Source organism: Vibrio sp. R12-SG2-ISO1, from assembly GCF_059834045.1.
This window is the reverse complement of sequence record NZ_JCBDGO010000018.1, coordinates 60,482-79,332: the sequence shown is the minus strand read 5'-3', so window position 1 is coordinate 79,332 and position 18,851 is coordinate 60,482. Positions and strand designations below refer to the sequence as shown.

General features: G+C 47.6%; 18 protein-coding genes and 1 tRNA gene. 12 read left to right on the top strand and 7 right to left on the bottom strand.

Annotated features, from left to right (window positions below; all coding sequences use genetic code 11):
* Positions 1–14 precede the first annotated feature (14 nt).
* Entirely contained in the window at positions 15–455 is a 441-nt protein-coding gene (locus AC6R10_RS13220) for a DUF2850 domain-containing protein (protein WP_500672516.1), read from the bottom strand.
* 298 nt (positions 456–753) lie between these two features.
* Between AC6R10_RS13220 and ppnP the strand changes: the two genes are divergently transcribed.
* Both ppnP and AC6R10_RS13210 read left to right on the top strand, forming a co-directional pair.
* Positions 754–1,035 carry a pyrimidine/purine nucleoside phosphorylase gene (gene ppnP / locus AC6R10_RS13215; RefSeq protein WP_500672515.1) on the top strand — a complete coding sequence of 94 codons (282 nt, stop codon included), beginning with the start codon at positions 754–756 and terminating at the stop codon, positions 1,033–1,035.
* 184 nt (positions 1,036–1,219) lie between these two features.
* Positions 1,220–1,507, top strand: a complete 288-nt coding sequence (locus tag AC6R10_RS13210; RefSeq protein ID WP_334552143.1) for a hypothetical protein — start codon at positions 1,220–1,222, stop codon at positions 1,505–1,507.
* On the opposite strand, the gene AC6R10_RS13205 is transcribed toward AC6R10_RS13210, so the two are convergent.
* Complete coding sequence (locus AC6R10_RS13205; protein WP_500672514.1) at positions 1,476–2,414, bottom strand: LysR substrate-binding domain-containing protein; 939 nt, start codon at positions 2,412–2,414, stop codon at positions 1,476–1,478. The genes AC6R10_RS13210 and AC6R10_RS13205 overlap by 32 nt on opposite strands.
* A 90-nt stretch (positions 2,415–2,504) precedes the next feature.
* On the opposite strand from AC6R10_RS13205, the gene AC6R10_RS13200 reads away from it, so the two are divergent.
* Positions 2,505–3,449 (top strand): DMT family transporter, encoded by a 945-nt coding sequence (locus tag AC6R10_RS13200; protein WP_500672513.1) that lies wholly within the window; start codon positions 2,505–2,507, stop codon positions 3,447–3,449.
* A 37-nt stretch (positions 3,450–3,486) separates the two neighbouring features.
* Here the strand turns inward: AC6R10_RS13200 and AC6R10_RS13195 are convergent, their stop codons facing one another.
* A complete protein-coding gene (locus AC6R10_RS13195) occupies positions 3,487–4,569 on the bottom strand; it encodes a DUF3541 domain-containing protein (RefSeq protein ID WP_500672512.1) in 1,083 nt (360 codons plus the stop codon).
* Positions 4,570–4,951: 382 nt separating this feature from the next.
* Between AC6R10_RS13195 and AC6R10_RS13190 the strand changes: the two genes are divergently transcribed.
* Together AC6R10_RS13190 and AC6R10_RS13185 are read left to right on the top strand one after the other, a co-directional pair.
* Positions 4,952–6,283, top strand: a complete 1,332-nt coding sequence (locus AC6R10_RS13190; protein WP_500672520.1) for a diguanylate cyclase — start codon at positions 4,952–4,954, stop codon at positions 6,281–6,283.
* A gap of 9 nt (positions 6,284–6,292) precedes the next feature.
* The gene (locus AC6R10_RS13185; RefSeq protein WP_334552216.1) at positions 6,293–6,727 is read left to right on the top strand and encodes an Mpo1 family 2-hydroxy fatty acid dioxygenase; all 435 of its coding nucleotides are present in this window, start codon (positions 6,293–6,295) and stop codon (positions 6,725–6,727) included.
* Between the two features lie 396 nt (positions 6,728–7,123).
* Here the strand turns inward: AC6R10_RS13185 and AC6R10_RS13180 are convergent, their stop codons facing one another.
* Positions 7,124–8,647, bottom strand: a complete 1,524-nt coding sequence (locus tag AC6R10_RS13180; protein WP_334552139.1) for a DUF3612 domain-containing protein — start codon at positions 8,645–8,647, stop codon at positions 7,124–7,126.
* Between the two features lie 160 nt (positions 8,648–8,807).
* Between AC6R10_RS13180 and AC6R10_RS13175 the strand changes: the two genes are divergently transcribed.
* Complete coding sequence (locus tag AC6R10_RS13175; RefSeq protein ID WP_334552138.1) at positions 8,808–9,383, top strand: aldolase/citrate lyase/malate synthase family protein; 576 nt, start codon at positions 8,808–8,810, stop codon at positions 9,381–9,383.
* A gap of 82 nt (positions 9,384–9,465) precedes the next feature.
* Here AC6R10_RS13175 and AC6R10_RS13170 read toward each other — a convergent pair whose 3' ends face one another.
* Positions 9,466–10,149 (bottom strand): MaoC family dehydratase, encoded by a 684-nt coding sequence (locus AC6R10_RS13170; RefSeq protein WP_500672511.1) that lies wholly within the window; start codon positions 10,147–10,149, stop codon positions 9,466–9,468.
* A gap of 327 nt (positions 10,150–10,476) precedes the next feature.
* Between AC6R10_RS13170 and AC6R10_RS13165 the strand changes: the two genes are divergently transcribed.
* The 6 genes from AC6R10_RS13165 (at position 10,477) to AC6R10_RS13140 (ending at position 16,277) form a co-directional block, all read left to right on the top strand.
* Positions 10,477–10,567: transfer RNA gene (locus AC6R10_RS13165), tRNA-Ser, on the top strand.
* A 113-nt stretch (positions 10,568–10,680) separates the two neighbouring features.
* A complete protein-coding gene (locus AC6R10_RS13160; RefSeq protein ID WP_487902201.1) occupies positions 10,681–11,157 on the top strand; it encodes a GNAT family N-acetyltransferase in 477 nt (158 codons plus the stop codon).
* A 503-nt stretch (positions 11,158–11,660) separates the two neighbouring features.
* Positions 11,661–12,302: a LuxR C-terminal-related transcriptional regulator gene (locus AC6R10_RS13155; protein WP_487902202.1), complete on the top strand. Its 642-nt coding sequence runs from the start codon at positions 11,661–11,663 to the stop codon at positions 12,300–12,302.
* A gap of 285 nt (positions 12,303–12,587) precedes the next feature.
* Positions 12,588–13,139: a hypothetical protein gene (locus AC6R10_RS13150; RefSeq protein WP_500672510.1), complete on the top strand. Its 552-nt coding sequence runs from the start codon at positions 12,588–12,590 to the stop codon at positions 13,137–13,139.
* A gap of 54 nt (positions 13,140–13,193) precedes the next feature.
* Positions 13,194–13,856: a fimbrial biogenesis chaperone gene (locus tag AC6R10_RS13145; RefSeq protein WP_500672509.1), complete on the top strand. Its 663-nt coding sequence runs from the start codon at positions 13,194–13,196 to the stop codon at positions 13,854–13,856.
* 24 nt (positions 13,857–13,880) lie between these two features.
* Entirely contained in the window at positions 13,881–16,277 is a 2,397-nt protein-coding gene (locus AC6R10_RS13140) for a hypothetical protein (RefSeq protein ID WP_500672508.1), read from the top strand.
* A 48-nt stretch (positions 16,278–16,325) separates the two neighbouring features.
* Here the strand turns inward: AC6R10_RS13140 and glpK are convergent, their stop codons facing one another.
* Positions 16,326–17,834: a glycerol kinase GlpK gene (glpK, locus tag AC6R10_RS13135; RefSeq protein WP_500672507.1), complete on the bottom strand. Its 1,509-nt coding sequence runs from the start codon at positions 17,832–17,834 to the stop codon at positions 16,326–16,328.
* Between the two features lie 72 nt (positions 17,835–17,906).
* Positions 17,907–18,764, bottom strand: coding sequence for an MIP/aquaporin family protein (locus tag AC6R10_RS13130; protein ID WP_500626759.1), 858 nt, complete (start codon positions 18,762–18,764; stop codon positions 17,907–17,909).
* Positions 18,765–18,851: the final 87 nt, after the last annotated feature.

Sequence of the window (18,851 nt, the reverse complement as noted above, 5' to 3'; positions counted from 1 at the left end):
CCGAATGTCAGAGTTTATTGACTGCTGAAGTGATCGGAGAGTGCCGTACGTCGGTGCTTGGCCGCGCCGCCACCTTCTAAATCGACCGTATCTTCATAGCCTTCTTTGATAAAGCGCTGCGTGGGGCTGTTGGGCTCGAGTCGTTTCAATTGCGGAGAGCTGAAAGTGCCTGCAATTTGGTAAATGGACTTACCGCCCCCTGTGGTGAAGAAGACTTTTTTGCCATCAAACTCGAAATCTGTTGCCACTAATCGGTCGTTACGAAATACCCCTTCGCTACTGAGCGTCAGTATTTCGGTATTGTAGGTGGGGGCACCAATTTCTATCCAGCGTCCGTAGACATGTTTAGGGTGCATATAGTCTTGATAACTCACATACAAGAGTGCGGAAAAGCCGAGCGCTAAACCGATGATCACAACGGGCAATACCACTTTAAAGATGGATACTTTGTTCATAGTTTCGCTTCGATCTTGTGTGAATAAACAACGTCCTACCAGTCTAACCCCTCGCTCGCCAGTTCGATATCTCAAATGAGACCAATTCAGAACTTAGACAAAAAAGTTTGATCTTTAGTCAAATAATGATGCTTTGATAAGCGGTGACGCAATAGGAATCCAATAAGTATAGCGTTCGATGCGTTGGCGTGATGATGCAGTGGAAAGTCGGCAAAGGAAATGCTTGCTCTGTCGGGCGGTTTCGTATAAAAGTTTCACTCCATCAATGATAATCGAGTCGTTATTCAAGGAGAGAATCGTGATCAAAGTCAACTCGTACTTCGAAGGGAACGTTCAGTCTTTAGGGTTTAATCAGCAAGGTGAAGCGTCGAGTGTCGGTGTCATGCTCGCGGGTGAGTACACCTTCGGTACAGCAGCACCAGAGCGCATGACAGTGGTGAAAGGGGCATTGACCATCAAACGTGTGGGTGATGGAGACTGGACAACCTATTCCAGCGGCGAGTCATTTGACGTGGCGGGCGACTCTTCGTTTGATCTGCAAGTCAAAGAGGCGACGGCCTACCTGTGTGAATATCTCTGATGCAGTGAGAACCGTATTGGTCTAGATTTGAAACCACGCAATGGCGTGGTTTTTTTGTCTCTGCGCCAAAATGATAACGGTTGTTTCGAAAAATCCGAAATGATAGTCAGTTATTATCAGTTTAATCACGACAGCCATGAACTATACTCATTAGTATGCCGTGATGCATCGTGAGGAGGTGACTATGGCCGTTGTACCCAAACACAAAGACCAGAATAGCCGTTACGATCCCAGCCAGGATTTAACCGCCGACCAGCTTCATCGCTTTGGTAAAGCGGCTAGCAAAGCGCATGAAAGGCGTAAAGAGCTGGCAGAGAGCGGTTCGGTAGTATCCGCTGCGCGCGCTGCGAAGGATGCGGCATTTCGCCCTGTCTATCGTCCTAAAAAAGACAAACCCAATACCGTTCGTTATGCCGTGTGGCTAGTGGTTGTGATGGTATTCAGTTTGTGGTTGATGTACATGTCTCGTTAAATTCACTTCTCATCCAATTACGCAGAATCAACACGTGCTCGTTTTTGAGTTTTTCTTTCGCGCAAGCAAAGTAGAAAGCTTGATGCGGATTGAGCACAGGTTGGCCAATTTCGACCAAATACCCCAATTTAATGTCATCTCGAACGAACATTCGGTGCGTAACCAACACGCCCAACTGGCGTGTTGCGGCCTGTACGGCTTGGATGGATGCGCTAAAGCTCAGATTTTTGGCGAAGGTGGGCAGAGCAAGTTGATGGGCTTCAGACCAGATTTGCCAGTCGTTTTTGCGTCGATCGTTGAGCGCGACAATGGCGGGTTGTTGAGTGAGAATGACCGCGGGATCCATCAAATGCGCATCCTCAACGTCACCGGTATAGCACTGCCTAGCGACCTCAGGACTGGCGACCAGTACGAGTTCGTCATCGGCGAGTTTTTCACAGTAGTAATCCTGCCAATCGCTGGTATTGCCATGAATGAGCGCCACATCCACCCCTTCTTCTTCTAAAACGAATTGACCAATCAAGGTGGAAATACGGATATCAATATCGGGCGCGTGTTGATTGAACTGGCTTACCCGCGGGATCCACCAGTGCATAGCAAGCGAGTTAACCATGTTGAGGGTCAGACGGTTGCTATGGCGATTGGCTAAAAGGTGCGACGTGGCCGCGACGATCTCTTCCAGTGCTGGTGCCACGCGGCGATAGTATTGCCGTCCCGCTGAGTTGAGGACCACTTGACGACCAACGCGAGTAAATAGAGGTTGCTCCAGTTGCTGCTCGAGGGTTTTTATCGCCTGACTGATCGCGGAATGGCTGACATACAAGGCTTTAGCGGCGGCCGTCATACTTCCGGTTTCGGCAACGGCAACAAACGCATATAAGGATTTCATCGGAGTAACTATTTTCATTTGTAAGTTTTTCTAACAGTTGATGTTGTGATTACTCGTTATTCATTGCTGAAAAAGGTCGATAGACTGGGCGCAGATAACGGAGGAATAATGAAAACTACACAAGACATCTCTGCATCACCTGTCCTTTTTATGTTGGCCTCTACCTTCAGTTTGTCACTGACTGGGCTAATGTCAAAACTTTTAACAGATTCTATCGCACCGAGCGCGCTGAGTTTTTTGCGTTTTGCGGTGCCTGCGCTGTTGATTGGGTTAATGATCAGTCGGTCGTCATGGGCGTTGCCTTGCGGACAAGTACGAAAAGCACTATGGGTACGTGCGCTGTGTATTGCTGCGTGCCAGATATGTTTTATCTACGCCTTGAGCCATCTCAGTTTGGTTGAGAGCGTGGTGCTGTTTGGCACCGGACCACTGTTTATCCCCGTGTTGGAAAAACTCATCTTTCGTACTGCTATTGGAGCAACGGCGCTGTGGGGACTCACGTTGACATTTGTAGGTGTGGTATTGCTTGCTGGGGAGTGGGGAGCGCTGACCTTCAAACCGGCGTTATTGGTTGGGTTACTGGCCGGTCTTTTTAATGCGGGCTCGCAGCTCAGTTTGTACCGAGTCAGTCATTCGTCGATGAGCAGTTTGGCGATTAACCTTTGGACCTTCGTGTTTGCGGCCTTGCTGGTTGCCCCCTATTTGATTTGGCAAGCGGTCACCTCTGCGCCGCTTGTTTCTCCTCTGACTGGATATTCGCTCCATTGGGGCTGGGGCTTACTGGCTTTGTTGATTGTGTTGATGTCGCTGCTAATCATTAACACTCAGGTATTTCGAGCCAAGGCGTACCGTTTAGCGGCTTCGGGCTCTCAACTTGCTCCGCTTATTTTCACCAATTTAATCTTTTCCACCCTATGGCAATGGGCCTTTTATGATGAGCATTACCATCTATGGCAGTGGATTGGCCTGTCGATTATCGTTCTCGCTAACGTTATGGTGGTGCTAGTACCTCACTGGCACAACAAAAAGCCCAAGCTGTTATGGAATAGATAGTCCTTAGGAATAATAGCGCAATGTAAACCGAGCGCCCCTAGTTAATCGATGATGGCTTGATGCGCAAGCCATAAGGCAGCGCACTGAACACCGATTTGTGACGCGACGGTATTGGAGCCTCATTCACGCCTTGCCAGTCAAGCAGCATAATAGCCAATACGTTGCGATGTTCACCGTAGGTCAAATCAAAATCACCGCTGACTGAAGCGATCATACCGCGCTCTGCGTTGATGGATTGCTGAATCGCGGCGCGCGTTTTATCGACAACAGGATCATCCCCAAGCCCCGCCAGTAAAAAGGCGATGCCCACTTCGGCGATAATGTCCTCTTTGGTGCGAGCTAAAATGGTGTCGATGTTCTCGCGCAGATAGTGGTAAATCCACTCGTGCTGTTTCTCGTCAACCGCGTGCTGATAGTAGTGTGATGCGGCAAAAATGATATGCGTCATACCGTAGATTTTATTGCCGTATTGTTGATTGGATAAGGCAGCGTCTTCGGTATCTGGGTAGGTGCTTCGAAAGGTCTGTGTAAATGCCTCAACCACATCTTGCTCTTCGAGTTGTTGTAGCCAATAGACTTGATTGGCCAGTTGGGCTGCCCACGCTTTGATCATGTCTGGGTCGGTGACATAGCGTTTGAAATCGTAGCGACGAATCACGTTTCGTAGCGCGCTATCATCCAGATGCTCTAAATGATATTCGTTGGCGCGAGCCAAAGAGCCGAGCAGGTCGACACCCAGGTAAATGTACTCAGGGTAGCGCTTAGTCATTTGATAACGGCGTTGACTGCGCTCATCTGAATCCCCCTCATAGCTGCGGTTGCGTTTTTGGGCGTAGGCCATGATTTGCTCTGGAGTGTGTACTTGCGCTGCAAATCGGTTGAGTCGACTCGCCACCCTTGCCATATCGCTCCACACTGCGGCTGCGTATTGGTCATCAAGCGTTTGGCGATACATTCTCAAACCGTAGTGGCCCTCTTTAAAGGCTGGCAAAGTGTAAAGTTTACGCTCGTAAGTTTGGCGGATAACCTCTGCCGACTGCTCGTATGTCATCGTTTGAGCGTGAAGCAGCGTACTCAATGTGGTTAAGCACAAAATAAGCAAAGTGGCAGGGAGTCGCATTCATGTGTCCTTACAATCGGATAACGAGACAAAAACAGTGAGCGTGGAGTAAAACAAACATTCTTCAATGTTATGTAAGCGTCCCGTCAAATGAAGGCGAATAATACGTGAGATAAGGTAAAGCACAAGCTATGGAGAGGAGAGGGTGAGAAAGTGACGCCTTTGTTGTTAATTTAGCTATCATTAAATTAACAAGTGTGAATAAGGCGACTGAAAACATTAACAAAGGTGTGTAACCTTAAGGGCAATACTGGTAATAACTAATATTTACGTCAATAATAAATCACTGATCTTTATGTTTTTTATTTTTAAGTGTTTCAAAGCCATAGGAGGCTGAGTGAAATCAAGCTTTGGTAGGCAGTGGCCAGTCTATCTCCTGTTTATGCTGTTGTTTGTTTGCTCCGTGAGTTTGGTGGAGTTTCTCGACCGCAGCCAAAAGAGCTTTCTGCGCGATAGTATGCTAGCGAGAGCGAAAGAAGAGTTATCTATTATTCGTTCAGAGATTGAAGCCTCAATCGTGTCCGATATTTATGTGGCGAACGGCCTCTCTTCTTTGGTTGCGGCTAATCCTGACTTTGACTTTTCTGGTTGGGATTTAATCGCATCGAGCATTATGCGCCGCAGTAACAATGTTATGGTCGTCGCACTGGCACCGGATGACGTGATCCAATACATCTACCCGTTAGACGGTAATGAGAAAGCGTTAGGTTTGGTGTATCAATCCATTCCGGAGCAGTGGCGTACCGTACGAAAAGCGCAGCAATTACAAGAAATTTTCATCGCTGGACCCGTCGATCTCGTGCAAGGCGGACAAGGATTGATTGCTCGTGTGCCGATTTTTATTGACCCTCCCTACAACAGCAAATATTGGGGAGTATGTAGCGTGGTGATGTCATTAGAGTCGCTCTACCAACAAGTCGGGGTAGAGGGATTTGAGTATAAATACCACCTTGCGATGCGGGGAGTAGACTCATCCGGTGAAGATGGTGAGATTTTCTACGGTAGCCAAGCGGTGTTTGATGAGGCGTTCTCCAAAGAGATCGTACGTTTCCCCTACGGGAGCTGGCAAATCGCTGCGTCAGAAAAAACCGATTTGCTCGCCACTATCGAGTGGTATCGCGTTAACGCCGTGCGTATTTTAGGCTACCCGATGACCATGCTGCTTTTGTTCGCGTTCTCTACCATCTATCGATTGTATGACAATGCACATAAACGCTCACTGCAAGATGAGCTCACTGGGCTGCCCAATCGTCGCTACTTTATGTACTCACTCCAGCAGCAGTTTGATCTGGTCTCAAGAGATGAGAAAAAAGGCGGCTTTGCTCTTTTGAATATCGACCTAGATGGCTTCAAGTTCATTAATGACACCTACGGGCATGCCGCGGGTGATAAGGTGCTGGTGGCGGTGGCTGAGCGTTTGGTTAGCACGCTACGCGCCTCGGACACTATCGCTCGTGTTGGCGGGGATGAGTTTTTAGCTATGCTACCACGTGTCAATCGTGAAGAGGACGTAGACCGCATTCGCACGGAGTTAACTAAAGCGATTGCCCGAAACCCAATCATATATGAGCAGCACTTGATCACAATAGAGGTGAGTATCGGCCACGCGATGTACAACGCGAATATGCGCAATATTAATCAGCTGCTCAAGCTCGCGGATAGCAGTATGTATGACATCAAACGCCATCACCGCAAGGGATTCGGCACGTCTTAGAGGTGGATGATGAAGAACTTGACTCAATGGCTAGCGGCGTACGGTGAGAGCCATCAAAACCCGATCAATCAGAAAATTCATAAAGTGGCTGTACCGGGTATTTTCTTGTCGGTCGTTGGGCTGATTTGGTCACTGCCGAGTTTGGAGTTGTATGGGCTCCGTCTCAATTGGGTTTGGGTGGCCGCACTCCCTGTGATGATGTTCTATTTTCGCTTGTCGCTTAGCGTGTTCATTATGATGCTAGGTTTCCTTCTCGCGTGTATTGCGTTAATTTGGTCTCTGGAGATCATGAGGGCTCCGGTGTTGTTGGTCTCCATAGCGCTGTTTGCGGTGCTCTGGATAGCACAATTTATTGGTCATAAGATCGAAGGAAAGAAACCGTCGTTTTTCGAAGACATCCAATTTCTTCTTATTGGTCCGATTTGGGTGTTTCGCAAACGCTAGTCGATGATTCTATCCCTTGTTCTCTGCGCCGCCTAACCGATGTTGGGCGGCGCTTTTTTGATCTCTGGGAAACTCGATGCGTCATGGTTTGCATTTTGCAATGATTAATGTTTTCGCAAAACGCAATTATTCTTATTTTGCTTGACGGTTATGTGTTCTGTTTGCATGAAACTGATGACGAAGTGAGCGAAGTGATTGATTTTTGGTTAACTTAAAAGTTGGCACGGTTACTGCTTTATTTATAGTGACCCTTATTAAGCCGAGGGTCACCTAGCCAACTGACGTTGTTAGTGAATACGATTTTGTTCACAATCATATACAGCCAATCACACCGATTTGTGATTGGCTTTTTTCTTTCTGTCTCGCCTTTCTGTCTCGAATGGGTTTCTTCAACCTCTATTCACCACCTTGGCAATTTTCATAACAGCTTGGTTTCCTCGGACACACGGCACCTCGTGAGCATATCACGCGCGCATCTGACTGAATGCCTCGCTCAATCCAGTTAATGTTGAGTATTTTAGCGATGGTGGTGAATTCCCGGCTGATATGACGTGGAATGGGGGCGCTACCACCCTGACTGACGCATAAACTTTTGAGTTCCTGAGCGATATCGTGTGAATTCCCGCCCTGAGCATCAATGGCTGGGTTAAGATCGATGCCTGCGCACAAGACGCGGTTGTTCCCTGCAGGATCGGTCATGTTGACTGACTCACAGCAGTAAATTCTTGGCTCATCCCCGACGTTGAGAATAGAGATTTGCGCTGAGCTACCTTGTTGCGGCTCAGATAAGCGGCGGAAAACAGCCCAGTGCTGACACGGGTCATTGACCTTACGCATGTTACCCCACGGAAGCGGGATCCCGTTACCACGATAGACTGCTTTAAGCTTGTTTTGTCCGTACGCATCAAAATAGTGCCAGTGAGGATAGGGCGAAACCACGGTCATACGACGCATCGCAACCGATGGTGATACGCCTGCTTTGAGGTGGACGTCAATCTCATACCCGCTGCGGTCTAGTAATTGTCGGAAAGGGACTTTAGGGCAAAGTAGCGCGCCCGCAAAAAAACTCGACTCAAAATCACGCCACGCTTGCAAAATGTCTTGCGAGTTGAGCTCTGAGCTCGGCGTGGTTTGGTTGTAGTCCTCCCAGCTGTTGGCATGCCCCACCGTCAGTACGCTTTTCAACCCTTCTTTGCTGTGCAGAACACAATGGCCGATATAGACCGCCAAATCATACTTAAGGCGAGTCGGATACTCTTTGAGGATTTCATTAAGGAAAAGAGTACCAGGCGGTTCAAAGAAGGATGTCACGACTTGCTTGGCGTTAATCCCAAGCTCATCCACCACATCTTGCGGTGCGCGTTTGACCCATCGAATGGTGAGCCCAAGGCTTCGGGCAATGCCCATCAAATCTTCCGCTGAGAGGTTGAGGCGTTTGAGGCCCACTTCTTCTGCTGCACGTTCGAGATCAGGAAAGTGGTTTTGATGGCTCTCTTGATGAGCGCGAATCAGCAAATGAGCAAACTGACGACCTGTAATGCCGGTTTGCGAGAGCATCTCCGGAATGGCGATTTGGAGAATTTCATTCGAGAACAGAAAGCTCGGCTCAAGCGCCATGCCGCTGATCCCACCGCGGTTGCCTTTATCAGGCGTGATGTCGGCCTGCTCTGGCTCGTCATCTAAGAACCAAGCGGGATCTTTTTGGAAAACTTGTGCAATGACCTCCAGCATATCAATGCTGGGTACGCGTTTTCCTCGTTCAATCATTGAAAGGTAAGAGACCGACGGTGCGTATTCAGGGCTGACTCTCACACAGCGTGCAGAGAGATCCTCCATAGTTAAATGGTTGCGTTTTCTCAGGTTTCTAATTTTAGTCCCGAGGAAATGGGATTGGCGAATCAAGCTTTTTGACACTGGCATTTTGTAAAATTCACATTGTAAAATTTTTGTTGTGAAATTGTAGTCAAAAATTCACTAGTATACAAAGTAAGCAAAGTCACAAATTTGCAACTTATTAAACGCGAGTTTGAAATATTTGCTCTAGGACATGATGCTGTGAAATATCCGTGAGGGAAAGACTATGAATATGCTGACATTCGATAAGACAGAAATCCAAAATCAAAACCGCCCTTTTATCGCTGAAGCAGTCTTCGCGGTAGAAACCATCAACGCTAATCAAGCAAGTGAAAAGCAAACCAAATCGAAGCAGCTGCTCGATAGACTGTTCCCCCTAGAAAATGGGTCGCACAAAAATGTCACAGCGTACGTGATCGACTATCGACACGTTATGGCGTACTTCAAAGATGGAAGTCACAGTGGTCTCAAGCATCCCAAACACTTTGTTGCTTACACAGGAAGTAAAGAGACGCCTGCCTCTTTACTGCTTCGTGATGGGACTGGTAGCCATGTTGAAGTGACCTTTGGCCATCACAAAGGGACAGGTTGTGTGGAGCTCGTGTGTATCGATGACATCCAGCTTGAAACCTGCACCATGTTCCCTCACGAAATGGGCGAGATGTCGGCAATGCGTCACTGGATTAGCCTGGTAAAAGGCGATGAGAAGGGTAAACCACAAGCGTGTACAGAAGAGAAAGAGTACACGGCGAAAAATGGTGACGATTACCAATTAGGCTGTTGCTACACTATGGGCAACTAAGCGCCACGCTAGTACAAAGTCAAAAAAGGATACGTCATGCGTATCCTTTTTTGGTTATTGGGTTTGGCTTTGAGCCACGCGGCTAAAAATGAAGTTGAATCACTGACGTGACAACAGCACCTGGACGGCGAACGCCTTCAATTTCGACTTTGATCTCGCGCTCCACCTCTAATCCTTTACGGATCGGCGTGACCTTAGACAAAGTACTGACCGCACGGACTCGGTTGCCAGCTTTGACAGGGTAAGGGAAACGCACTTGGTTCAACCCAATGTTGACGACCATCTTAGCCGTCGGGAATAGGTTGTTGTCTGGATCGACACTGTCGGTCAATTTTGGCAGCAAAGCCAAGGTCAGAAAACCGTGAGCGATGGTTGCTTTGAATGGCGATTCACTGGCCGCACGCTCAGGATCGGTATGGATCCACTGCATGTCTTCCGTGACCAGACCAAATTGGTTGATGCGCTCTTGTGAGACATCGAGCCATTCACCCGTATGAATGATCTCGCCTAATTGAGTCTGTAGCTCATCAAAGACAGCTTGGGCTTGCGGTTTAAGTTCGATTGGCTTCTCAACAGGCTCAGATGCCTCATCGTTCACTGCGGGTTGTTGAAGATCGCGCAGTCGAGTGAACAATTGACGGTTATTGGCCTTGCTTAAAAAGTCTCCCCAGTACTCACGTACTGCAGGCGACATCCATTGCATGAGATCAGAATGATGCTTTGAAATTGACTCACCACGATGTTTGAACAAGTCAGCAACTTTCATAACAGCCTCGAATTTATACAGAATACCTAACGAATTCTCTAATTTTGAATTAGTTCACATTATTGTTCAAATACTTTCGGGCGCACATGTGTTAACTGAACAGTGTTTTAATTAATAAATTCAAACAATTAACAATAAAACACTATTTTATTAGCTCGTTAAAATTAGAGCTACAACACTAGTGTTTCAAACCAATGACACCCGTTAATTGGCTAAAAAATCACAGTAGAGAGACAGTTTTTGCTCACATTGTCATCACTCGAACAATTCAAAGCAAATTAGCACTTTACAACCTTTCTCCAAGTACCTAATATACGCCTCACCGACGGAGAGATGGCTGAGTGGTTGAAAGCACCGGTCTTGAAAACCGGCATACGTTAATAGCGTATCTAGGGTTCAAATCCCTATCTCTCCGCCACTATTCTAGAAAAAACCGCTGTTTTTACAGCGGTTTTTTCGTTTCTGGGATCTGGTTTTTCTTTTCGAGACACTCTATGTTGAATGGAGTAAGTACCATAGGAAAGGGAACGCATGCCGCTTAGACCATTCAACAAAGGTGACATTGACCAACTCATTGCTTGGATCGATTCTTCTTCGCTCAATTACCAATGGGGCGGGCCTACCTATCAATTCCCCCTCACGAAAAGACAGATCGTTAGACACATTAAACGTCAAGAAGTGACGCCATTTCTCTACGAACGTGATGATCAGAGAGTTGGTGTTGCCGAACTGTTTTTTGTTGAAGAGGGACACTATCGCATATGCCGTGTGTTTGTCAGTGATTCACACAGAGGCCAAGGTGTCGCCAAGCAGATGCTTAAGGCGCTGATCATTCACGCGGCGACAACACTGATGGTCCGAAAACTCTCTCTGGTTGTGTTTGCACACAATCACCCCGCTATCCGCTGTTATCAATCCCTTGGTTTCGAAACGGTGGCGTTTGAACAAGGTGCACGAAAGCATGGAGGTGTGTCTTGGGATTTGATCAAAATGGAATTGATTCTTTGATGTCTCGGTTCATTGTGTTGGAAGTGACCGGCTTTCTCAATAACGAAAATGAAAGAATAGAAGGTGACCTTTGGCTCTGGGGAAAAGTTTCGAGTTGACCTAAGCGTGACGCCAGAGTGTGCTTTTTCTACAAAGTTATTATTTTCATGACTAAGAAAATAGTATGAAGTGATTTGACTTCTCTCTATTTTTCATTGTGTTGCCGTGTGAGCATTAGGGTATACCTTATTGTCACTATTCAGTGCAATCTACAATTAGTTTAGATTTATCACTTTTTTCAAACTTGATGTTCACTCCAGTCATGTTTATGAGAGCAACTCTTATTTTGGGATGAAAATAGAAATAGGCACTCGCACTAGAGTTTGAGCACTATATACTCAGTCTTTCATAATAAATGGTTCAGTCTGATGTCTATAATGTGGCTGATTAAGCAGAATCCATGTTTTTTGGTTTAGCAATAATGGAATCAATGTTTTTCTCATAAATATTTATGGATGAAAATAATGATGAAACAACGTCAGCTACATCTTAACTTGGTTACACAACCTAGCTTACAAAATAAAAGTTTTAGAGCAACGATTGCAGAAAAAACGGACCAACCTGTTCGGCTTATTGATTCGAGTGCCTGTCTGCAATTTCATCAATCGATACAGCCTTCTATCATGATGTTTGATTATCAATTGAAGTGGCCGATAGAAGTCTGTAAGCATTTTAATTCCCAGGATAACGTGTCTGGCATTGTCTTGCTGAATGTTGATCCACAAACGCGAGCCAGTGAATTGGCACGTTGGCAGAAACTTCGCGCCGTGTTTTATACAACAGATTCACTTGAGCACGTATGTGAAGGCTTACGTGCAATTTCAAGAGGAGAAAGCTGGTTATCACGTAAATTGTGTCATGATTTGCTCGATTATCTGCAGAAGAGAAGTCCGATTGAAAAGAGCCTGCACTGCGATGATATGGTTCTGACGAGACGCGAAAGGCAAGTGTTAAAGTCCTTGACGTCAGGGGGTTCAAATACCGACATTGCTGAGACGCTGTTTGTCAGTGAGCACACCATTAAGTCCCATTTGTATCGTATATTTCGGAAAATTGATGCACAAAACCGATCACAGGCAATTATGTGGGCGAAAGAAAATCTTTAAAAAAAGGGCAATAAAAATTAGAGGTGGACGAAAAGCAGCGTAACGACGCTGCTTTTTTTATACGCGTAGTATGAATCGAACCACAACGTAAATAGAGAAAAGTATGAGTAACTATTCATACTTTTTCTCCCCTGCTACGCCTATTTCTCACACTCCAAATCATTCTTATCTTGGTTCTAGGATGACGGATGTTCTTGTTTAAGATAATTGACGTCTCAGGAAGGAAGTAACTTTTGAGACGCAATTAAACGTCAATGAAATGAATAGGTACAAAAGGGAAATACTATGAAAAAGTTAGCAATCACCGTCGCCATTCTTGCTGCGACTGGCAGTTCACTTGCACAAGCCGAAATGAAATCTGCAGCAACCACGATTTCTAAGACCGTCGCAGAGGAATGTAACATCGGTATGTGGGCAACCAACGAAGATGGAAGCGTTGGCGGTTCAGTCAGTGAAGTGGGTGAACAATATGTAACGAGCGAGCTGAATGATTTAGGGGATGGCAGCCAATCCATCACAGGTAAAGTGAAATGTAATGCGTCAGGTGGCTTCAAAGTGAATGTTGTGGCGACCAATGGGCACCTGTCAAACAATGACTCAGCACAAGAGCGCACCGTGGCTTATAAGCTCGATAAATTACCTCAAGCCGGTCAGCCATTTAACTATAGCTCCCTATTTAGTAGTGCTTTTGCTCCCATGGCTGGCACTGCATATGAGGTAGGTGAAGGTTCAAGTACCGCATTGACGACTTTCAAAATCAAATTGGTCCCAGAGGGCTCCTTTGATTACTCCGGTGTTTATACCGAGACACTAACGTTCGACCTCGTTGCGCTATAACGAGAAGTTGGGAGGGGAAACCCTCCCTATCTTTGTAGACAGTGAGGGAATAGTATGCGCTACCTTATCGCTCTATTGATCTTAATGGCTTGTCCTGTGCTGGCCAACTTCAACATCTCGCCACTAACTGTATCTCTTGGCGTCAAAGAAAAATCGGCGAGTTTTACCTTAGAAAATCTTAGCTCTGAGCGTGCTGCCTACGAGATAGTTGCGACGACACGACGTATTGCACTCGATGGCGAAGAGCAACGTGAAGCGACTAAGTTACTACGCGCTTTCCCATCCAAGATTATCTTGGAGTCGGGGCAGAAGAAGCGGATTAAAGTGGTGTATCTTGGTAAGCGAAATCTCACCAGTGAGCAAGCCTTTCGTGTGTTGTTTCAATCGCTAGATATTGATGTTTCGAAGCAGCAAGAGCAGTCAGTCAAAACAAAATACAACTTTGCAACAGCTCTTTACGTTACCCCTGATGAGGCTAAGGCGAAGTTGATATCGACATTAGTTGAGCAAGGGCAGGGCTACATTCTGCAACTCAAGAACGCAGGCAACAAACATATCATCCTGACGGATTGGAAGTTAGAGCTCAGTAGCCAGCAAGGCAGTACGCAATATGAGGGAACACTGCCCGATATTAATGTTTTAGCCGACAGTGAAGTGCATATCCCACTCAATCGTGTTCAAGGGCGCTACGACCAAGCGCAAGTATTGCTTCAATAACGCGCATTGGAGGCAAGGAGTGCTATGGTGCGTGGCGTGAAGTGTGGGTCTTGTGCTGCCCTACTGCTGAGTCTGGTAGCGCCGTTGAGTTCTGGCTCTGTGCTGGAATTTCCGCTCGATGTGATCGTGTTCGATAAGCCATATGAAATAACGGCATACCTTGATGATGAGAACGAAACGTATTGGGCGCTCAGCGGTGATGAGCTTATCGAGGTACTGGCGCAGTCATTAGACAGCACGAGACTAGAGTCATTGAGAAGCCAGTTCGCTGACAGCGAGATAACCAACAAGCAATTGACCGCGCTTGGATGGCAGATTCAATATTTACCCGATGAGCTCAGGATCATTATCGCTATCCCCGTCGAAGAAAAACAGATCATTGATTTACCTATGACGATGCGAGGCTCGCATGTCCCTCCGCAAGGTATTGAGCACGTGACGCCAAATTTATTTAGCGGTGTGATCAACACCAGTCTGTCACATTCTAGAAACTTGGTTGACACTGAGTATCAATCGACGTTGATGACCTTAAAAGGCGCTATCGCGTTAGGACATTTCACGCTGGAAGATCAGCATAGCTACAGTTATCGGCATTGGGATGGGCAAGGTCAGTGGTATCGAAATCAAACTCGCCTGACTTACGACTTACCTGATGATTTTGGCTTGTTTCAGCTGGGGGACTACCAGACACAGACCTCGATTAGCACTTTACCGGGTGGAGACTTATTTGGTTTGTCCTACTCTTATCAGCCCCGATACTTGAACAGTTTCAATCGTCCAAACAGCGTGCCTCTAACCTTAGAGTCGGCATCTCTTGTGACGGTTCGTATCAATGGTGAAGACTATCGAGTGCTGAGGTTGGCAGCCGGTCAATACAACATCCGCGATTTACCGTTGGAACAGGGGGTAAATGAAGTCGAAGTTGTTTATGTTGACCAGAGTGGTGTGGAACAGCGCCGATTCTTTAATGTTGTCGACAGTCCTGATCTGATACTACAAGGCGATTTGGAAACGCAATGGGTGGTGGGTGTCGTACAAGACTATGACGACGACGGTTTCAAGTATCTCGATAGAGATAAACCGGGTGCCCAAGCCATTATGGCTTACGGTGTGACTGATTGGTGGACGAGCGCTCCTCAGGTTGAGTGGCGAGAGGAGCGCAAAAAATTTATGCTGAGCAACAATTTTGCGCTCAGTGACTATTTTATTTCCATTGATGGGTATTATCTCGAAGAGTCGGATGTGTATAGTCACCAAGGCAATATCAGCTTCTATGCCGATACGTTGCTTGCTGACAGTTTAGAAAGTGTCAATGTGAACTACGAACTGAATGATTCGTCGGCTGCCGAGCATTTGACACACACAGTGTCGTTAAGCTCCGGTGTCCGTACACCACTTCAGAACGGGTACTTATCATTCGTTTTGAGTAACGCATTCGAAAATAGTGAGAGCGTCAAGCAAACTGCGTCGATCAATACCAGTTATCGTTGGTTTGATCGGTTGAGCACCAGCTTGAATTTTCGCTGGGAGCGGGCCTATGGTGAAGACAATCACAGTGTGTATTTCTCGATGTCTCTGCCATTGAATTGGAACAATGTCAGTGTCTATTCACGCTCCTCTTATGATACGCGTACCGATGTGAATAAAAATGAACTGACCGCATCGCAGTTTCAAACCGACTATTACTGGCGCACCAGTGCGAGGTTCAATGACACGGATTACGAGGGCTTCGATGGGTACGGGAAAATCTACGGAGATAGGGTTGATTGGAACGCGCGCTACTCTACCAGCAATGAAAACACAGACAGCAAAAACCGAACTCTGACCGTGGGTGCTGAGACCGCGGTGGCTTGGGCGGGCAGCGAGGTGGTTTGGACATCACCCGTGTCAGGAAGCTTTACCATAGTCTCATTGCCTGAAGAGTTTCAAGACACCTACGCGTTAAAAACGGACCGATACGGTCGGATGAAGATTGTTCCTAAAGAAGAGGGAGAAGGGGCGTATAAGCTAGTTGAGGGGGCCAATCGCAGTTATAAAACCATCAACGTTGACGGTAGTGAGCTCGACTTCAACGAAGAGCTGATGGTCAGTAAGTTTGCATCGATTAGCCATCGGCGATCGGGTACGGCTTACGAGCTATCGATAAGTCGTGGTTATTTTGTGAGCGGCCAATTTTATGACCGCAATGAACAGCCCATCGTAGACTTGGTCGGTGAGTTTCAAAAAGAGAACTCCTCACAGACCTACCCGTTTTTTACCGGTGAAGATGGCAGCTTTGAGCTGGATATTCTCCCTCCGGGCCATTACCGAGTCTACTTCTATGATGGCGCTGCGCAAGAGATGATTGTTCAAGTGAGAGAAGATCAGGTCGTGGATGGGACTTTCATTGATTTGGGACCATTGCAGGTGAACACCAACTAACAGACAAGAGCAGCGCACACGGTATGAGTGCGCTGCTAATGTTAGTGCTTAGTTCACCACTTCAGACCAAGCGAGCACGCCACGCACGGCGCGTTTCCAACCACTGTAGCGGGCTTCACGTTTCTCCGGATCATCGTGAGGGATAAACGTATGATCGATTTCGGCTTTGTTGGAGACTTCCTCCAATCCATCCCAGAATCCGACCGCAATACCGGCTAAGTATGCGGCGCCTAGTGCAGTCACTTCAGTCACTTTGGGTCGCTGAACTTGAGTGTTTAAGATGTCAGCTTGGAATTGCATCAAGAAGTTGTTCGCCACAGCGCCGCCATCGACGCGCAGTGTGGAGAGTTTGATGCCAGAGTCTGCTTGCATCGCATCAATCACATCGCGGCTTTGATAGGCGATACTCTCGAGCGTGGCACGAATGATGTGATTCGAACCTGTGCCTCGCGTCATTCCGACAATGGTGCCGCGAGCATACGCATCCCAATACGGCGCACCCAACCCAGTAAACGCCGGCACCACGTACACGCCATTGGATGAGTCTACTTTGGTCGCGAAGTACTCTGAATCGTGGGCATCTTCGAGCAATTTCATTTCATCTCTGAGCCACTGAATCGACGCACCGCCCATAAAGACAGAGCCTTCGAGTGCGTAGGCGACTTCACCTTTTGGCCCGCAAGCAAGGGTCGTGAGGAGGCCATTTTTCGAGGTGACTTTCTCATGACCGGTATTCATCAGTAGGAAGCAGCCGGTTCCGTAGGTGTTCTTGGTTTGGCCGGGCTCGACACACATTTGACCAAACAGCGCCGCTTGTTGATCGCCAGCGATACCGGCAATAGGGATGCGAGTGCCGCCTTTACCGCCAATATTAGTTTTGCCATACACTTCTGAAGACGGTCTCACCTCAGGCATCATGGATAGGGGAATGTGGAACTCTTGCAAGATGCGTTCATCCCACTCAAGGGTGTTGATGTTAAACAACATGGTACGAGAGGCGTTGGTGTAATCGGTGACGTGCACACGCCCTTGAGTCATCTTCCAAACCAGCCAGGTATCAACGGTGCCAAACAGCAACTTCCCTTCGTTCGCCAGATCGCGGGCGCCTTCAACATTGTCGAGAATCCATTTGACTTTGGTTCCGGAAAAATACGGGTCTAACACCAGGCCAGTGTTCTCTTTGATGTAGCTTTCAAGGCCGGAACGTTGCTTCAACTCTTTGCACAAGTTGGCCGTGCGACGACATTGCCAGACAATCGCATTGTAGATGGGCGCACCGGTCTCTTTGTTCCATACCACGGTGGTTTCACGCTGATTGGTGATACCAATCGCGGCGACCTGATCCGAGGTGATGCCTTTTTGCCCTAGCGCTTCGATGAGTGTCGAGCTCTGTGTGGCATAGATTTCCAGTGGGTCATGTTCCACCCAGCCGGCTTCGGGATAAATTTGCGTGAATTCGCGCTGTGCGACGCTGACGATGTTGGCGTCGTGATCCAGTACAACGGCGCGAGAACTGGTAGTTCCTTGGTCAAGAGCAACAATATATTGAGTAGTCATGGGGTAATCCTTGTTATCACGTTATGCTTTTTTGTAGGTAGACCTTGTCGAGTTGACGAGGCACCGCGTGCATTATGGGTGCACTTCATTATCTTCAACGACGCAATCATCACACTGCGCTGGGCTGGTGCAGCCGCCATCGTCGGGGAGGTACGCGCCGATGACTTTCGGGTACAGCCAGCCGCCAAAGCAGGCGCCAGCGATGGGTGCGATGATGGGGACGATGAAATAAGGAATCTCTTTCGCGCCAGTGAGAGCGTAGTCCCAGCCCGCTAAGAAAGAGAACAGTTTAGGACCAAAATCGCGCGCGGGATTCATCGCAAAGCCGGTCAAGGGACCTAATGAGCCGCCAATCGTTGCGACCAGTAAGCCAATCAATAGCGGCACCATCGCTCCGCGAGATTCACCACCGTTGTTGGAATCACCAAAGGCCAAAATGCCAAACATCAGCACGGCGGTGATGGAAAATTCCACGGCCATCGCACCGCCAAAGGAGAGCGATGGGTTAGGGAAGGTGGAGAAAATACCGGCGGTCGCCAGCGCTTCAGGCGTGTCTCTTGCGATGCCGTTGGCCAGTTCCCATTCGACGAACAGATTGCCATATAAGCCATAGATGAGCGCCGCCGCGCAAAACGCGCCAGCGATTTGTGAGCCGATGTAGGGGATGACTTTGTGTTTTTCAAACCCATGGAAAGCCGCAAGCGCGATGGTCACCGCTGGGTTAATATGCGCGCCCGATACACCTGCGGTGCAGTACACCGCCAGAGCGACCGCCATGCCCCATACAATGCTCACTTCCCACTGACCAAATTGAGCGCCTGTCAGTACTAACGCTGCCACGCAGCCCACCCCCCAGAAAATGAGTAATCCGGTTCCTATAAACTCGGCAATACACTGCCCTAATAGAGTGTGATCTTTACGTATAGCCATAATGATGTCCTTAAGGTTGGATGTTGGTTCGGTACAACAAAAACCGATTGAGCGCGAGTGAGTGTATAGAAAAGGTTGGATATGAAA

Bases quoted from the DNA above. Each gene is read 5' to 3' on its own strand.
- AC6R10_RS13220 (WP_500672516.1), bottom strand. From the start codon at position 455: ATGAACAAAGTATCCATCTTTAAAGTGGTATTGCCCGTTGTGATCATC.
- AC6R10_RS13210 (WP_334552143.1), top strand. From the start codon at position 1,220: ATGGCCGTTGTACCCAAACACAAAGACCAGAATAGCCGTTACGATCCC.
- AC6R10_RS13205 (WP_500672514.1), bottom strand. From the start codon at position 2,414: ATGAAAATAGTTACTCCGATGAAATCCTTATATGCGTTTGTTGCCGTT.
- AC6R10_RS13200 (WP_500672513.1), top strand. From the start codon at position 2,505: ATGAAAACTACACAAGACATCTCTGCATCACCTGTCCTTTTTATGTTG.
- AC6R10_RS13195 (WP_500672512.1), bottom strand. From the start codon at position 4,569: ATGCGACTCCCTGCCACTTTGCTTATTTTGTGCTTAACCACATTGAGT.
- AC6R10_RS13190 (WP_500672520.1), top strand. From the start codon at position 4,952: ATGCTGTTGTTTGTTTGCTCCGTGAGTTTGGTGGAGTTTCTCGACCGC.
- AC6R10_RS13185 (WP_334552216.1), top strand. From the start codon at position 6,293: ATGAAGAACTTGACTCAATGGCTAGCGGCGTACGGTGAGAGCCATCAA.
- AC6R10_RS13180 (WP_334552139.1), bottom strand. From the start codon at position 8,647: ATGCCAGTGTCAAAAAGCTTGATTCGCCAATCCCATTTCCTCGGGACT.
- AC6R10_RS13175 (WP_334552138.1), top strand. From the start codon at position 8,808: ATGAATATGCTGACATTCGATAAGACAGAAATCCAAAATCAAAACCGC.
- AC6R10_RS13170 (WP_500672511.1), bottom strand. From the start codon at position 10,149: ATGAAAGTTGCTGACTTGTTCAAACATCGTGGTGAGTCAATTTCAAAG.
- AC6R10_RS13160 (WP_487902201.1), top strand. From the start codon at position 10,681: ATGCCGCTTAGACCATTCAACAAAGGTGACATTGACCAACTCATTGCT.
- AC6R10_RS13155 (WP_487902202.1), top strand. From the start codon at position 11,661: ATGATGAAACAACGTCAGCTACATCTTAACTTGGTTACACAACCTAGC.
- AC6R10_RS13150 (WP_500672510.1), top strand. From the start codon at position 12,588: ATGAAAAAGTTAGCAATCACCGTCGCCATTCTTGCTGCGACTGGCAGT.
- AC6R10_RS13145 (WP_500672509.1), top strand. From the start codon at position 13,194: ATGCGCTACCTTATCGCTCTATTGATCTTAATGGCTTGTCCTGTGCTG.
- AC6R10_RS13140 (WP_500672508.1), top strand. From the start codon at position 13,881: ATGGTGCGTGGCGTGAAGTGTGGGTCTTGTGCTGCCCTACTGCTGAGT.
- glpK (WP_500672507.1), bottom strand. From the start codon at position 17,834: ATGACTACTCAATATATTGTTGCTCTTGACCAAGGAACTACCAGTTCT.
- AC6R10_RS13130 (WP_500626759.1), bottom strand. From the start codon at position 18,764: ATGGCTATACGTAAAGATCACACTCTATTAGGGCAGTGTATTGCCGAG.